This is a genomic window from Psychrobium sp. nBUS_13 (genome assembly GCF_051201665.1).
Taxonomy (GTDB): domain Bacteria; phylum Pseudomonadota; class Gammaproteobacteria; order Enterobacterales; family Psychrobiaceae; genus Psychrobium.
Window position 1 is genome coordinate 4,275,306 of record NZ_CP179210.1, and the last position, 14,468, is coordinate 4,289,773.

At 37.8% G+C, this 14,468-nt stretch carries 14 protein-coding genes and 1 pseudogene; 4 read left to right on the forward strand and 11 right to left on the reverse strand.

What is annotated here, in order from left to right:
- Positions 1–17 precede the first annotated feature (17 nt).
- Positions 18–392 carry a BlaI/MecI/CopY family transcriptional regulator gene (locus tag ACMAZF_RS20025; protein ID WP_435275456.1) on the forward strand — a complete coding sequence of 125 codons (375 nt, stop codon included), beginning with the start codon at positions 18–20 and terminating at the stop codon, positions 390–392.
- On the forward strand, positions 393–1,673 hold the full coding sequence (locus ACMAZF_RS20030) for a M56 family metallopeptidase (protein ID WP_435275457.1): 1,281 nt from the start codon (positions 393–395) through the stop codon (positions 1,671–1,673).
- 48 nt (positions 1,674–1,721) lie between these two features.
- On the opposite strand, the gene mnmG is transcribed toward ACMAZF_RS20030, so the two are convergent.
- The 6 genes from mnmG to ACMAZF_RS20060 all read right to left on the reverse strand — a co-directional run bounded on the left by mnmG (position 1,722) and on the right by ACMAZF_RS20060 (position 8,121).
- Positions 1,722–3,611, reverse strand: coding sequence for a tRNA uridine-5-carboxymethylaminomethyl(34) synthesis enzyme MnmG (gene mnmG / locus ACMAZF_RS20035; protein ID WP_435275458.1), 1,890 nt, complete (start codon positions 3,609–3,611; stop codon positions 1,722–1,724).
- Positions 3,612–4,094: 483 nt separating this feature from the next.
- Complete coding sequence (gene mioC / locus ACMAZF_RS20040; protein WP_435275459.1) at positions 4,095–4,541, reverse strand: FMN-binding protein MioC; 447 nt, start codon at positions 4,539–4,541, stop codon at positions 4,095–4,097.
- 8 nt (positions 4,542–4,549) lie between these two features.
- Positions 4,550–5,188 (reverse strand): TetR/AcrR family transcriptional regulator, encoded by a 639-nt coding sequence (locus ACMAZF_RS20045; RefSeq protein WP_435275460.1) that lies wholly within the window; start codon positions 5,186–5,188, stop codon positions 4,550–4,552.
- Between the two features lie 68 nt (positions 5,189–5,256).
- Positions 5,257–5,838, reverse strand: coding sequence for a hypothetical protein (locus ACMAZF_RS20050; protein WP_435275461.1), 582 nt, complete (start codon positions 5,836–5,838; stop codon positions 5,257–5,259).
- Position 5,839: 1 nt separating this feature from the next.
- Positions 5,840–6,382, reverse strand: a complete 543-nt coding sequence (locus ACMAZF_RS20055; protein ID WP_435275462.1) for a sigma-70 family RNA polymerase sigma factor — start codon at positions 6,380–6,382, stop codon at positions 5,840–5,842.
- Positions 6,382–8,121 (reverse strand): vWA domain-containing protein, encoded by a 1,740-nt coding sequence (locus tag ACMAZF_RS20060; protein WP_435275463.1) that lies wholly within the window; start codon positions 8,119–8,121, stop codon positions 6,382–6,384. Before ACMAZF_RS20060 ends, ACMAZF_RS20055 begins: the two co-directional genes overlap by 1 nt.
- Before the next feature lie 179 nt (positions 8,122–8,300).
- Here ACMAZF_RS20060 and ACMAZF_RS20065 point away from each other — a divergent pair.
- A pseudogene (locus tag ACMAZF_RS20065) lies at positions 8,301–9,836 on the forward strand (glycoside hydrolase family 97 N-terminal domain-containing protein).
- Between the two features lie 78 nt (positions 9,837–9,914).
- Positions 9,915–10,172 (forward strand): hypothetical protein, encoded by a 258-nt coding sequence (locus tag ACMAZF_RS20070; RefSeq protein WP_435275464.1) that lies wholly within the window; start codon positions 9,915–9,917, stop codon positions 10,170–10,172.
- On the opposite strand, the gene mnmE is transcribed toward ACMAZF_RS20070, so the two are convergent.
- The 5 genes from mnmE to rpmH form a co-directional block, all read right to left on the reverse strand.
- Positions 10,173–11,540: a tRNA uridine-5-carboxymethylaminomethyl(34) synthesis GTPase MnmE gene (gene mnmE, locus ACMAZF_RS20075; RefSeq protein ID WP_435275465.1), complete on the reverse strand. Its 1,368-nt coding sequence runs from the start codon at positions 11,538–11,540 to the stop codon at positions 10,173–10,175.
- 214 nt (positions 11,541–11,754) lie between these two features.
- Positions 11,755–13,410, reverse strand: a complete 1,656-nt coding sequence (gene yidC / locus ACMAZF_RS20080) for a membrane protein insertase YidC (RefSeq protein WP_435275466.1) — start codon at positions 13,408–13,410, stop codon at positions 11,755–11,757.
- A 6-nt stretch (positions 13,411–13,416) separates the two neighbouring features.
- The gene (gene yidD, locus ACMAZF_RS20085) at positions 13,417–13,680 is read right to left on the reverse strand and encodes a membrane protein insertion efficiency factor YidD (RefSeq protein WP_435275467.1); all 264 of its coding nucleotides are present in this window, start codon (positions 13,678–13,680) and stop codon (positions 13,417–13,419) included.
- Positions 13,635–14,003: a ribonuclease P protein component gene (gene rnpA, locus ACMAZF_RS20090; protein WP_435275468.1), complete on the reverse strand. Its 369-nt coding sequence runs from the start codon at positions 14,001–14,003 to the stop codon at positions 13,635–13,637. The genes yidD and rnpA overlap by 46 nt, the downstream gene beginning before the upstream one ends.
- 10 nt (positions 14,004–14,013) lie before the next feature.
- Entirely contained in the window at positions 14,014–14,148 is a 135-nt protein-coding gene (gene rpmH, locus ACMAZF_RS20095; protein WP_101215276.1) for a 50S ribosomal protein L34, read from the reverse strand.
- Between the last annotated feature and the right edge of the window lie 320 nt (positions 14,149–14,468).

Consider the following 14,468-nt stretch of genomic DNA (forward strand, 5'->3'; position numbering starts at 1 on the left):
AGATTGAGAAATAAATAATGTCACTAACTAACTTTGAACTTGAAGTTATGCAACTATTTTGGGAATTAGAAAAAGCGAGTGCTCCTCAAGTTCATAAGCTTATCGAGCAAAAGCGTTCTGTAAAATATTCTACCGTCAAAACAATTATTGATAGATTGGAAAATAAAAAATCAATAAAAAGAAGTGGTAACCAAGGACGAACTATTTTTTATGTTCCAATTAATGAAAAGAAAACAATCAAAATTCCGTTGATTAGAAATTTTATTGATAAAGTTTTCTTAGGTAATAGCCGCCCATTAGCAGCTCATATACTCGAGCAAGAGATACTAGATCTAGAAGATATCGAATATTTAGAAAATATTTTAAAGAAAAGGAAGAAGGATTTAAAATAAATGGAAGATTACCTTTTCGTTAGCCTGTGTATATCAATTGCTGTTTTGATACTATTAAAGTACAGCAAATTACCTAATAGATTTAATTATTATTTGTCTAATTTAGCTATCGTCAGTTGGCTAATTCCTTATTCATTTTTAGCTAAGCTTGTCCCCGAAACAGCTTTAAAACAGCCACTAATTCTAGCTATTTATTCTACCAACTCACCACAAACCGTCATTTCTCACACCCAGAGTAATAGCGTTTATGATTATTATTTTTTGATCTTATTTCAATTATTAATAGCTATTGGTGTACTGATATTAGTCAAAAATATTCTGCATTTTTATCGCTGGAAAAAGCAGATAATTAGTGATCCATCATTCAATGTTAGTCGACATTTAAGTACTCGTTATTCGGCGCCTGTTTATATCTCTGAACACATTAATAACGGACTAATTTTAGGTTTATTTAACCCCGTAATTGTTGTTTCAAATGCTATTTCGACATCTAAATATATAGATTTAATTATTGCTCATGAGAAGCAACATTTAGCGTGTAAAGACAATCTAAAGCTGTTCATTTTAGAAGTTACGGAATGTTTATTTTGGTGGAACCCAATAGTCAAAAAGCTCATTAACTATAATCGGTTATTTATTGAAGTGAACTGCGATGAGAGGGCAAGTATTACCTATGGAATAGATAATTACACTGAAAAATTAGCAGACTTAATTCTCTTAAATCACCAAACAATAACACAGCCTGTACCAACAGTAATTTCAACTAATAAACACAATATTTATAGAGTCAAACGACTCAAGGAGAAAAGAAAAATGACATATAAAAACAAGCTTATCTGTTCACTAATAATAATATTAAGTAGTGCTTTGGTATCGTGGAATACGTTAGCTACTGCCACAAAAGATAATGATAAAACAAACCAACAACTTGGCGCATTTATTGAAATTGATATGTTGATTTCGAACCAACTTCAAAGCGATGAACAAGACACTTATCAAAATAAAATATCGTTATGGACTAATTTTGATGAGCAAGTTAGTTTCAAAACCAATGATGAATTAAGCATCAATCTTAAAGCCATTGATTTAGGTGAATCTGTACGTTTGGAGTATGAATTAATTGAATTACAAAAAGGTCAGCAAACAGTAGTTGAATCCCCTAAAATTTTAGTAACACTTGGAAAGGAAGCCGTTGTTGAAATTCGTAATCCTGATATCAGTAAATATAACTATTATATTTCAACTGTAACATCTAAAAAGTTAGATCCTAGCTTAAATTAAGTAACTAAAATGGAGGATAGTTATTACTAATCATCCTCCATTTATCACCTAACTTGCTTTCTTAAGCAGGCCTTTCTTTTTCATATAAACCAATAACAGTGAAATAGCCGCCGGTGTGATACCAGAAATACGGCTTGCCATACCCAATGTAGCAGGGCGAGCTTCAGTAAGCTTTGCAACCACTTCATTTGATAAACCAGATACTTGGCTATAATCTAAATCGATTGGCAATAATGTGTTTTCATTGCGTTGTTGTTTTTCAACTTCGTCCATCTGACGTGCAATATAACCTGCATATTTGATTTGAGTTTGAACTTGATAGGCCGCATCTTCTTTCTCAAGGCCAGGGCCACAACCATCAATTTTCATAAGATCATCGTAAGTTAATTCAGGACGGCGTAGCAGTTCTTCTAAATTTGCTTCACGACTCATTGGATTTTTTAATAATCCATTAAGTTGTTCAGCTTGTTCACTTTTAGCTTGGATCCAATGAGACGATAAACGTTGTTTTTCTTGTTCAACACTCTCAATTTTTTCGTTAAACAATTTCCAACGATGATCATCCACTAAACCAAGTTCTCGACCTTGCTCTGTTAAACGTATATCCGCATTGTCTTCACGTAATAACAAACGGTATTCTGCACGTGAAGTAAACATGCGATAAGGTTCTTTAGTACCAAGTGTTGATAAATCGTCAATTAACACGCCCATATATGCTTGGTTACGTTGTGGTGACCAAACGTCTAAATCTTGTGATTGACGAGCGGCGTTCATCCCCGCAATTAATCCTTGAGCGCCAGCTTCTTCATAGCCAGTTGTGCCGTTAATTTGACCCGCAAAGAAAAGACCATTGATAAATTTGTTTTCAAGGCTTGGTTTTAAATCTCGAGGATCAAAATAATCATACTCAATAGCGTAACCTGGACGTGTAATGAAGGCATTTTCAAAACCCTTCATTGAATTTACTAGTTCAACTTGAACATCAAAAGGTAAGCTGGTGGATATGCCATTTGGGTAAACTTCATTAGTTGTTAACCCTTCTGGTTCAACGAATATTTGATGTGAGTTTTTATCAGCAAAACGAGTGATCTTATCTTCAATTGATGGACAATAACGTGGGCCAGTTCCTTCGATCACGCCTGTAAACATTGGGCTGCGATCTAATCCGTTACGAATAATATCATGCGTATTCTCATTGGTATGAGTGATATAACATGGGATCTGTTGTGGATGATCGCTTTTATTACCAATGAATGAAAATGTTGGTAATGGGGTATCACCTGGTTGCGCTTCTAATTTAGAAAAATCAATAGTGCGAGCATCAATACGTGGTGGCGTTCCAGTTTTTAGTCTATCAACACGCAATGGTAATTCTCGTAAACGAGCGGCTAACTTTATTGACGCAGGATCACCAGCACGACCACCGGTATGATTTTCTAATCCAATATGAATGGTTCCACCTAAGAAAGTTCCTACCGTTAGCACGACAGCTTTGGCAGTGAATTTAATACCCATTTGAGTTACAACACCACAAACTTGATCGTTTTCAACGATGAGATCATCACATGATTGTTGGAAAATAGTCAGGTTAGGTTGATTTTCTAATTTAGCGCGCACAGCTGCTTTGTATAAAGCGCGGTCAGTTTGAGCACGTGTTGCCCGAACTGCTGGGCCTTTACTTGAATTAAGGGTTCGAAATTGAATACCTGCTAGGTCAGTAGCCTGAGCCATATATCCGCCCAGTGCATCAATTTCTTTAACCAAATGTCCTTTACCAATACCACCAATGGCAGGATTACATGACATTTGACCTAAGGTATCGATGTTATGCGTTAACAACAGGGTATTTTGTCCCATACGCGCAGCGGCTAGGGCAGCTTCAGTGCCTGCATGACCACCACCAATGACAATTACATCAAACTGTTTGTTAAATAACATTTCTCGTACCACGTGTTTCAAAAGGACGGATATTCTACCAATTTTTTAACCGATCTAAAACGATCATTTTTCGATGATCCAATACATAATATAAATAGAATTATTTAAAGATCTTTATTATCTCTTATTATTAATGATCGCTTAGATCTGTGTGTAAGTGATCTAAGATCCTGATGATCATGATCTTAATGGTGATCATAAAGTGTTAAATGATCACGATCTATCTTGGGATCAAACTGTGTATAAAAACGCTAGTTATCCACAGGGTGATTTGTAATTAAAGTTATTAACGAATAAGTATTTTTTTTAGGGCTGATATAAAGTAGTTATTCACAGGTTTAATTGTTCGAAAAATGAGTTATTGGATAACTTTTTTAGATCTAAAACCTAAAAAAACGGATCTCATGATGAAAATTAGATCCGTTTTTAGATGATCTTGTTGATGAATTTAGTGCGATCTTTGACGATGTGATCACATTATTTTTAACCTGAAAGCTTATCTTGCCACTGCTCAAACCAATGTTGAGCGTGATCTTCTGGTATTTCTCCGGTGCTAACATCGATATTTAGTGAGTCAATGATCTGTTTTGCACCGCGATCCTTAAGCATTTTGTCGACGGTTTTACCTGCTTGGCAAAATGTATCGTAGTTAGTGTCACCTAGCGCACAGACAGCGTAATCGATGTGTTTTAGGTTAGTTTGAATGGCAAGTTGATCTATAAAATTTAAGATATTATCTGGAAAATCACCTGCTCCATGGGTTGAAGTACAAAGGATCCATATTTGCGGTATGGTTAGATCGAAATCGTTAAGATCGGGAGCTAGATGTTGGTTCACTTCGCGATCGTCAGGCACAAGTGTTGCCAAATGATCCGCGACATATTCACTTGATCCAAGCATGGTACCGACAATAAAGTGGATTGGTTTCATGTTATTTCCTATTTAAAAAAACTTGCTTCATCACCACTGTAGGTAATAGAGCGTAAACAAAATTGCTGACATTGTTGAATGAGCTTAATACGCTCGAAAGTAGGCATTTGTTGATGCTGCCAACGTAATGGAATAAGTGTGGCTTCATTCAAGGTGCCCATGATTGCGCTAGCGACAATATGAGACTCCTGATTTAAAAAGCTACTTTGTTTGATCCCTTGATCTATGATCTGAATAAATATTTGTTTGAATTGATCTTTAAAACGTAATCGGTGTTGTTCTATTGATTCTGATAACGGTTCGGCAAAGAGAGCGTATGACAGTTTGTCGGACATTAAAGCGCGAGAAAATAGCTGTTCTAATGCTGTTGTTAGTTGTTCTTTAGGATCGCTTGAAGTAAAAATTTGTCCATGATCGAGTAATAAGTCTTGTTCTGTAAGTTCACAATAAACCTGTTCTAGTAAGTGGTTTTTACTTTGGTAATGCTTATAAACAGAGCCAACAGCAAGACCTGAGTGATTGGCCACTTTTTTGATAGTTAATCCGTTAAAGCCTTCTTGTGAAACAATAGACTTTGCTGCATTAAGTAGCTTTATGCGCTGCTTTGTCATGTGAGCGCGTGTTTTTTCGGTTGGTCTATAAGCCATAAATTACTAATTTAGTTAATTTTTAGTTAGCTTACCTACAACATGCAAAAATGTGAATTATTGTTCACTTATTTGGCTGGTTTAGCGAGTAAATAGTGTAAATCTTCAGGGAGAGCATTCTTTCCAAAGCGTTTTTCAAACTGATTAGCTTGTGACTTAGCTATTTCACTTTGCCCATTCTTCAGGTGTTCTCTGATTATTTTAATTAAACGTGCTGTTTCAACAGGTTCAATTAACATTTTAGCCCTAGCTTGTTTTGCAAGTCGAGCTTTTTGAACGGTTTTATCTGAAAAATTGTGCACTTCTTGGCTATTTTTAGGAAGAAGACTTAGTGGCTGCGCGTCTGTTTGTGGTGAGTGAGGATGCACATCTAATATTTCTTGAGCTTGTTCTGTTGTTGGTTCAAAAGACTCTTCCGTGATAGTAGGAGACTGATAATTAGCCGGAAAATTTAGCACCAATAAACCCACCAGCATTATGCTAGCGACAAGTGATAGAGGCAGGTAAGTTTTTAGTTTATTCGAGCTCTTTTGTGTTGTTACTTGTTGCACACTTAGTTGCGCTAATTCAGTTATCTTGTTGTCGACATTGATGGGTGGCATCTGTGTCGCTTGTTTTTTATATTGCTTATCGATGTCATGATCGGTCATGTTATTGTTCTCCAGTCATGTTATTTAACGATAAACATTTACGTAGCGATTGATAGGCATATCGCAGGCGACTTTTTGCTGCTTCTAAGGAGCAATCGATAATTGTGGCGATCTGCTCTAAATTTAAATCAGTTTCTTGTTTGAGTAAAAATGTTTCCAATTGAATCGTTGGTAATTTTTTTAAACAATAATCTATGGTTTTCTTTTGTTGTCTAGATTCAGTTTGTTGTTCAGGTGAATGTACAGTATCTATTTCAATTAATTCTATATCTCTGTCTTGCTCTAAAGGAGCTTGTTGACGAGCAAAGCGTCGATGATGATCAACAATAACATGATGAGCTATGGTATAGAGCCAAGTTGTGAATTTAGCTGTTGGCTCATAATTATCTTTGGCATTAATGAGTTTTCCCCATAGCTCCTGCATTAAATCATCAGCCATAGATTGATCGCTACATTGCTTAAGCATATAGCGATAACTAGGACCTTTGTGACGGGCATATAGCAAATTAAACGCCATTAAATCGCCCGCCTTAAAGTCAATCATTAGTTGATTATCTGTACGCTTGATGACAAGTCCTTAGTCGTTGTAAGTTGTGTTTCTAAATCTTTAGCACTGCGTAACATTTGAATAAACTCGCTGCGATAACCAAAGTTATCTTGCCCTTTATTTTCTTGCGCTAAGATAATCATATCGTCAATTGAATAATCTTTCAGATATTTTGTTCCTCGCAAAGATTGAGAAAATGCGGCAACTGCTGAAGCGAATTTAAAATGCTGACTTGGCGAAGTATTTAGCTGGTCTTTATTAACAACCTGACTTATAAGCTTACTTTGCTGTTGGTTTGGTAATTTATAGCGTAATTTTATCTGTGCAATTTCAGACAATGAACTGTTCGTTGAAATTTGAGGTGTTTGATATTTTAAAGTATCGACTGTTGATTGTTGCGCGTTGTTTAATGTTAGTTCATATAAGGCAGTCACTTGATGTCCTGCACCTATTTCGCCTGCATCCACTTTATCATTATTAAAATCTTCATTGGCGAGAGCACGATTTTCGTAACCAATTAATCGATATTCACTCACGAGATTTGGATTAAATTCTACTTGAATTTTTACGTCATGAGCTATGGTATTAAGCGTTGATGACAACTCGTCAACCAATACTTTGCGGGCTTCATTGATATTGTCTATGTAAGCGTAGTTACCATTACCTACATCGGCTATTTGTTCCATGAGATGATCGTTGTAGTTACCTTGGCCAAATCCTAGTGTTGTTAATGCTATGCCTTGTTTACGTTTTTGTTTAACGAATTCTTTTAGTTGTTCAACGTTATTTAAACCCACATTAAAATCACCATCAGTTGCGAGAATAACGCGATTAATGCCATCTTTAATGAAGTTTTCACTCGCAAGGTTGTACGCAAGCTCTATACCTTGAGCGCCGTTTGTTGAGCCCCCTGCACTTAATTTATTTAAGGCATTGCTAATCGTTGAGTATTCGTTACCGGGAGTTGGTTTTAATACCATTCCTGCTGCGCCAGCGTAAACGACTATTGAAACACGATCATCAGCGTCTAGTTGCTTGGTGAGCATTTTTAATGATTGTTTTAGTAATGGTAATTTACGCGCTGAATTCATTGATCCTGATACATCTAGTAGAAATACCAAATTTGCGTTACCTAATTGATCTTTGGGCACGTCGTAGCCCTTCAAACCTATTTTTAGAAGCTGTCTATCGCTATTCCAAGGTGCTGTCATCAATTCAGTATTTACAGAAAATGGTTGTGTATTGTTTTGAGGCGCTAATTGGTGGTAATCAAAGTAGTTAAGCATTTCTTCGACTCTTACCGCACCTTTAGGTGGTAATTGCCCCTGATCGATAAAACGGCGGACATTGGCGTAACTTCCTGTATCTACATCGATAGAGAATGTTGAAAGCGGTGCGTTGCTAACCTGTTTAACGCCATTCTCATCAAGTTGTTGATACTTTTCACTGGTTGTCGGAGTTGGATGCGGTATTGGCATGATATTCATTGGTTGCGCCATCTTGTGTCGTGAAAATTGCTGGCTTGGCATCGGTTGACTAACCAATTGCTGAGCTTCATTACTCACTATTCTTTGATCTTGTTGTATATCTTTGATTGCTAATTGCTGAGTTTTTTTAATTTGCTTTTCTTCTTCATTCTTCGTTGCTTGTGGTGAAGAGCCTGTGCAACCAATCATACTAAGTAATAAAGTTAACGCTACGCTCATCGCTGCAATTTGCTTGGTGTGTAAATTCATAATGACCTCGTGGGTTTAATTCATGTGAGTTGTTATAGCTATAAACGATAGGGTTTTGAAAAAGGGTTATTTATTTTCAATTATTTTTTATTTAGTTGAATACGTATGCAGCCAATTGAGCATTGGGGAGGTCACGAGTTACTATTTTTTGTTCAATAATAATAATTTAAAGGTGTGTTATGCGTTTACCATTGTCGTTGTGTACGGCGTTATTAGTTGTTACATCAACTCAATCTTATGCTGAAACTGTTAAGGTGAAATCGCCTGATGGCAAGCTTGTCGTAACGGTTTCTGATGACGCTAACTTTCCTTCTTATCAAGTTTCCTTAGATGGAAAGCCTGTAATTAATGCGTCGCGCTTAGGTCTAGCCTTTAAAGCGCAAGGCGAGTTCAGCCAAGGTTTTTCTATTAAAAATAGTCAACAGTCTTCAGCTGACTCAATATGGCAACAGCCATGGGGAGAAGCTAAAACTATTCGTGATCATTACCAACAACTAACGGTTAATTTTGGCCATGATAATCAAAAACTTGATGTAACTTTCAAGGTTTACAACGAAGGTATTGGTTTTCAATATCACGTGCCTAATCAAGCAAACATGAAAGGTAATGTTGATATCACTAACGAATTTACCGAATTTTCAATTGCTAATGCTGACAAAGCGCAATCGTGTTGGATCCCTGCTCGTGGTTGGAACCGTTATGAATATGTTTATGAAAACACAACCGTTTTTAAAGCAGCTCATGTTCATATACCATTTACGCTGAAAACTGAGCAAGTTGTTCATATTAGTATTCATGAAGCGGCATTAGTTGATTATGCTGGCATGACACTAAATCAACGTCGTCCAGGGACATTTAAGGCGGATTTAACACCGTGGTCTGATGGTATTCTAGTTAAGAAACAAGCTGGTTTCACAACGCCATGGCGTACTATTAAAATTGGCCGTAAAGCGGTTGATTTAGTCAATTCAAATATCATTCTTAACTTAAATGAGTACCTACATTCGGTTCAGCAAGCTACAAAGCGTGGCATTAGCATTAATACGCATGAGCCGGTTAAAGACACCGGATTACGCCGCACTTACCCAAACTGGATCGCGAGAGAGGGCGCTTGAGGCCAAGAATTTAATGCTTGGGGGACACCGCCAAATCCTCCAGAGCATATCACTAATTTAATATTAACCCGCATGTTATCTGGAACAATGGACTTTACACCGGGTATTTTTGATTTAGGTTTCAACGGTATAGGAGATGCAAGCGTTAACCGCCCACAAACGACGTTAGCTAAACAACTTGCTTTGTATGTTGTGCTTTATAGTCCAATTCAAATGGCGGCTGATTTACCACGAAACTATAAAAAACGCCCAGCAGCAATGCAGTTTATTAAAGATGTTCCAACTGATTGGCAAACAAGTATCGCTGTCGATGGTGAAGTAGGGGATTTTGCGGTGATTGCTCGTCAGCAACGCGACAGTGATGATGGGTTCCTAGGCGCTGTAACTGATGAAGAAGCACGTCAACTGACGGTTAAACTCGATTTCTTAGCGGTAGGTAAAACTTATGAGGCACAAATATACCGCGACGGTAAAGATGCTGATTGGGTGAGCAAGCCTTATGAAATGGTGATCGAGAATAAAAAAGTCACTAATAAAGATAGTTTGAATTTACCACTAGCAACAAGTGGTGGTGTCGCTATCCGTTTTAAGGCGCTTTAATAATTGATTCGTAATACTTGTATATGATGACGAAAACCGACATTATGACAAAATGTCGATTACAAATTGTGAAAATGTATGAGTGTTACGTTTTATCGTGTTAAAGAAGGGGAATTTGCGCGATTGGTAGAAACTGAGTCTATCACAAAGTTTATTGCCCAAGAAAGTGAAAACAGCCCATTAAAATTCTCATTAGTGGGTATCAATCCTTCTCAAAAACTCGCCTACATTGTCCGCCATGGCCGAAATGATGATTTACGAACATGGCGTTTAGATACATTAAGTGCTTTCATTAAGAAACTAGGTATTACTAGCTTGGAAGTGCAATTTAATTAATTACTTACCAATACAAAATGATGTAAAGATGCGGCTGAGTAAATCATCGCTGGTGAATTCGCCAGTAATTTCACTTAAGCATTGCTGCGCGACACGTAATTCTTCAGCCAGTAATTCGCCAGCATTAAAACCAACAAGTTGATCTTTACCAATATCAATATGCTCTTTGGCTTGCTCTAGGGCTTCTATATGGCGTGCTCGTGCCATGAAACTACCTTCGCCAACACTTTGGTAGCCCATGCAGTCTTTAAGGTGATTTTTCAGTAGTTCAACGCCATCACCTGTTTTGGCGGACATATTGAAAATAGGGTAGTCGTTATCGCTGCTTTCACCGGTGATGTCGCCACTTAAATCGGCTTTGTTTCGAATAACAGACACGCCAGTGTCACTAGGTAATTTAGCCATAAACTCAGGCCAAATTTTATGGGGATCGCTGTGATTTGTTTCGGTGCTATCAACCATAAATAATACGCGGTCGGCTTGATTAATCTCATCCCACGCACGTGAAATACCAATCTGTTCTATTTTGTCAGGACTTTCACGTAGGCCTGCTGTATCAATGATATGTAACGGCATGCCATCGATGTGAATGTGTTCACGGAGTACATCACGCGTTGTTCCAGCAATGTCTGTCACAATAGCAAGCTCTTGGCCAGATAGGGCGTTAAGTAATGATGATTTACCTGCATTAGGGCGACCTGCAATAACTACACGCATGCCCTCACGCAACAAGCTACCTTGGCGGGCTTGTTGACGAACTTTATCTAGATGCTCAATGATGGCATTTAAATCGCCTAACACCTTGCCGTCAGATAAAAAGTCAATTTCTTCTTCTGGAAAATCAATCGCGGCTTCGACATAAATTCGCAGACGAATAAGGGCCTCAACAAGCTCATTAATATGTTGTGAGAAATCACCTTTCATTGATTGTACTGCTGACTTAGCTGCTTGCTCTGATGTTGCATCTATAAGATCGGCAATAGCTTCGGCTTGCGCTAAATCCATTTTATCGTTCATGAAAGCCCGCTCTGAAAACTCACCAGGTCGGGCAGTGCGGATCCCTTTAATTTTTAGAATGCGTTTAATCAGCATATCAACAATGACAGGGCCACCGTGACCTTGGAGCTCTAAAACGTCTTCGCCAGTAAACGAGTTTGGATTATTAAAGAATAGGGCGATGCCTTGATCTAACTCGCTGCCATCTTCATTTAAAAACGAACAGTAGTCTGCCATACGTGGTGTTGGTATTTTACCGAGTAATTGCGTGGCAACATTAGTCGCTAATGGACCTGAAATACGGACAATACCGACACCACCTCTACCTGGTGGTGTTGCTTGGGCGACGATGGTGTCTGTGTCAAAGCTCATAATGGATTCTTTAAAGTAGTGAACAATTAATGGGCGGGATTTTAGCACAGGGTTTGTAAAAGATAGGCATAAAAAAAGCGGCTTAGCGCCGCTTTTATGCTTAGGATGAGTAGTAAGCCGCAATATCAGTGATGATATAGAGAGCGACTATGCTCAGGGCGAGTGGTATGCCGCAGTATCAAGGATGATAAAGAGCGGCGATACATTCGCTAAGTTATTTTTTTGCTGCTTTCTCATCTTCTTTATCGATGGCACGATAAATATACATCTGCTGTAATAGAGTAACAATGTTACTTACAACCCAGTATAGAACTAGACCTGATGGGAACCATAAGAAGAATACAGTAAAGATAAGTGGCATAATTTGCATCATTTTCTGCTGCATTGGATCGGCAGACATCGATGGTTGCATCTTACTCATATACCACATACTTAAACCCATTAAGATAGGTAACACATAAGATGGATCTTTAACTGATAAATCAGTAATCCACAACATAAACGGTGCATGACGTAATTCTACAGACTCTTGTAACATCCAGAATAAACCTAAAAAGATAGGCATTTGGAATAGCAATGGTAAACAACCACCTAATGGGTTTACTTTTTCTTTCTTATACATCTCCATGGTGGCTTGACCCATCTTCTGACGGTCATCACCATAACGCTCTTTTAATGCTGCCATTTTAGGTGCCAGTTTGCGCATTTTAGCCATTGAAGTGTATTGTTTTTTCGTTAATGGGTACATCAATCCACGAACGGTGAAAGTTAGTAATACAATTGCAAAGCCCCAGTTACCGACTAAACCATAGAAGAAGGTTAGCAACCAATGTAATGGTAGTGCCATCCACCAAAGGAAGCCATAATCTACGGTTAAATTAAGCGTTGGTGATAATGCTTCTAGGCGATCTTGTAATTTAGGACCTGTATATAAGGTTGCATTGAATGTTTGAGTCGTATTAGGCGCAATTGTCGTTGGTTGCCCCATGAAACCAATAGAGCCAAACTCATTGCTTGAAGTCATACTCGTGTACAAACGATTTTCTTGGTCATTACTTGGTACCCAAGCGGTAACAAAGTAATGTTGAATCATTGCAACCCAGCCACCTTGTGTGATTTCTTTTAGGTTGGCATCTTCCATATCACCGAAATCATACTTTTGATATTTTTCTTGCTCAGTCGAATAAGCTGCGCCGCGATAAAGTTGCATCATCATGTTGCTTTCTTCAGTTGGTTTAACCACGCTTTGCGTTAGTTGGCCCCACTGTTGAACTAAGATATTTTGGCTTGAAGTGTTGTTAACGCGATAACCTATATCAACGTTATAGGCGTCACGCTTAAAAGAGAATACTTTATCAAATACAATGCCATTAGCATCGGTGTAAGTTAAAACAACTTCCAATGTATTCTGATCTGCTTCTAATACATATTTAGGTTGTGCTGAAAGATAAAGAGGACGTGAGTCACGCTTAGCATCGTCTGGTCCATTTGCACCGATTAAGCCACTTTTTGCTACAAATGTGTAGTTAGGTAGCTTTTCTAATAGGCGTAAATCTTCAGTACCATCCATTTCTACTGGATATTCTAATAGTGTTGATTCAACAATATCACCACCTAAAGTATCAATAGATATTTTTAGAAGATCAGTTGTTACAGTAACTATTTGACGGTTTTCTTGAGGATTTAAATCAGCTTGGCTCGCAACGGCGGTGCTTGTTGGCACAAATTCATTAGTTGATGCTGCTGGCGCACCTGTAGAAGTTGTTTGCGTTACGGGTTGTGCAGGTTTATTTGCTTCTTGCCATTCAGTGAATAGCAAAAACGAAATAAACAACAATCCCACAATCAATATATTACGTTGTGATTCCATAAGATGTTAATTTCTTCTCTGGTTAGGTGAATGATGTTTCGGTGGTACAGGGTCGCTGCCACCATCATTAAAAGGATGACATCTTAATAGACGTTTGCTTGTTAACCAAGCACCTTTTAAAAATCCGTGACTATTTATTGCCTCAATACCGTATTGAGAACAAGTTGGGGTGAAGCGACAGCGTGGACCTAGTAGTGGACTTATAAATAACTGATAGCCACGAATTATCGCTGTTGCTGCTCTTTGTAGCGGCGTGCGATTTTTTTCCATAACTTATTAGTTAGTTTATTTAATTCGTTGTTGTCTAATTTCCCAATGCCACCTTTCGCAATAATCACGTAATCTAGTGGTAAAAGATCATGTTGATTTAAACGAAAGTTTTCTCGTAAAACACGCTTAATTTTATTGCGGTCGACTGCTAATTTAACTTGTTTTTTAGGTACAGCTAATCCGAGACGTGGATGCTCAAATGCATTGGAACAGGCTAAAATAGTTAGTTGGGGAGAACCCGCTCTTAACGGATTTTTGAAGACACTTGAGAAATTCGCGGGAGTTAAGAGTCTTAACTCCCGAGAATAAGAATAATTAACCATGGGTCAATTATTACGCGCTTAACTTAGCACGGCCTTTTGCACGACGACGAGCAAGAACGGCACGACCGCCCTTAGTTGCCGAGCGAGCACGGAAACCGTGGTTGCGCTTGCGTTTTAAAACGCTAGGTTGAAAAGTACGTTTCATAGTATTAACTCGATCGAAATTAAACTGTACAGTTTTTGTGAAAGCTGCATCATTACAACTAGCACAAGCCTAATTAAAGGACGCGAGATTTTAGAAAAAACCTTGGGATTTGTCAATGAATAATGTTGCTTAAAGCATCAATAATCACAGATTAGATCACGTTTTACGCTGTTGCACTTTTAAAGGTATAATTTAATACTTGTGAATTGTATTTTAAATGCTTGATTATTAATAAATTTACACAAGGATCTTTGAATGATCCTTATCGAGAAATTAGAAGTATATTAAATAAAAATAGCAAGGCTGTTAATAACCTTTAT

What these genes read in the sequence shown, in the direction of transcription:
- ACMAZF_RS20025 (WP_435275456.1), top strand. Translation starts at nt 18, where the DNA reads ATGTCACTAACTAACTTTGAACTTGAAGTTATGCAACTATTTTGGGAA.
- ACMAZF_RS20030 (WP_435275457.1), top strand. Translation starts at nt 393, where the DNA reads ATGGAAGATTACCTTTTCGTTAGCCTGTGTATATCAATTGCTGTTTTG.
- mnmG (WP_435275458.1), bottom strand. Translation starts at nt 3,611, where the DNA reads ATGTTATTTAACAAACAGTTTGATGTAATTGTCATTGGTGGTGGTCAT.
- mioC (WP_435275459.1), bottom strand. Translation starts at nt 4,541, where the DNA reads ATGAAACCAATCCACTTTATTGTCGGTACCATGCTTGGATCAAGTGAA.
- ACMAZF_RS20045 (WP_435275460.1), bottom strand. Translation starts at nt 5,188, where the DNA reads ATGGCTTATAGACCAACCGAAAAAACACGCGCTCACATGACAAAGCAG.
- ACMAZF_RS20050 (WP_435275461.1), bottom strand. Translation starts at nt 5,838, where the DNA reads ATGACCGATCATGACATCGATAAGCAATATAAAAAACAAGCGACACAG.
- ACMAZF_RS20055 (WP_435275462.1), bottom strand. Translation starts at nt 6,382, where the DNA reads ATGATTGACTTTAAGGCGGGCGATTTAATGGCGTTTAATTTGCTATAT.
- ACMAZF_RS20060 (WP_435275463.1), bottom strand. Translation starts at nt 8,121, where the DNA reads ATGAATTTACACACCAAGCAAATTGCAGCGATGAGCGTAGCGTTAACT.
- ACMAZF_RS20070 (WP_435275464.1), top strand. Translation starts at nt 9,915, where the DNA reads ATGAGTGTTACGTTTTATCGTGTTAAAGAAGGGGAATTTGCGCGATTG.
- mnmE (WP_435275465.1), bottom strand. Translation starts at nt 11,540, where the DNA reads ATGAGCTTTGACACAGACACCATCGTCGCCCAAGCAACACCACCAGGT.
- yidC (WP_435275466.1), bottom strand. Translation starts at nt 13,410, where the DNA reads ATGGAATCACAACGTAATATATTGATTGTGGGATTGTTGTTTATTTCG.
- yidD (WP_435275467.1), bottom strand. Translation starts at nt 13,680, where the DNA reads ATGGAAAAAAATCGCACGCCGCTACAAAGAGCAGCAACAGCGATAATT.
- rnpA (WP_435275468.1), bottom strand. Translation starts at nt 14,003, where the DNA reads ATGGTTAATTATTCTTATTCTCGGGAGTTAAGACTCTTAACTCCCGCG.
- rpmH (WP_101215276.1), bottom strand. Translation starts at nt 14,148, where the DNA reads ATGAAACGTACTTTTCAACCTAGCGTTTTAAAACGCAAGCGCAACCAC.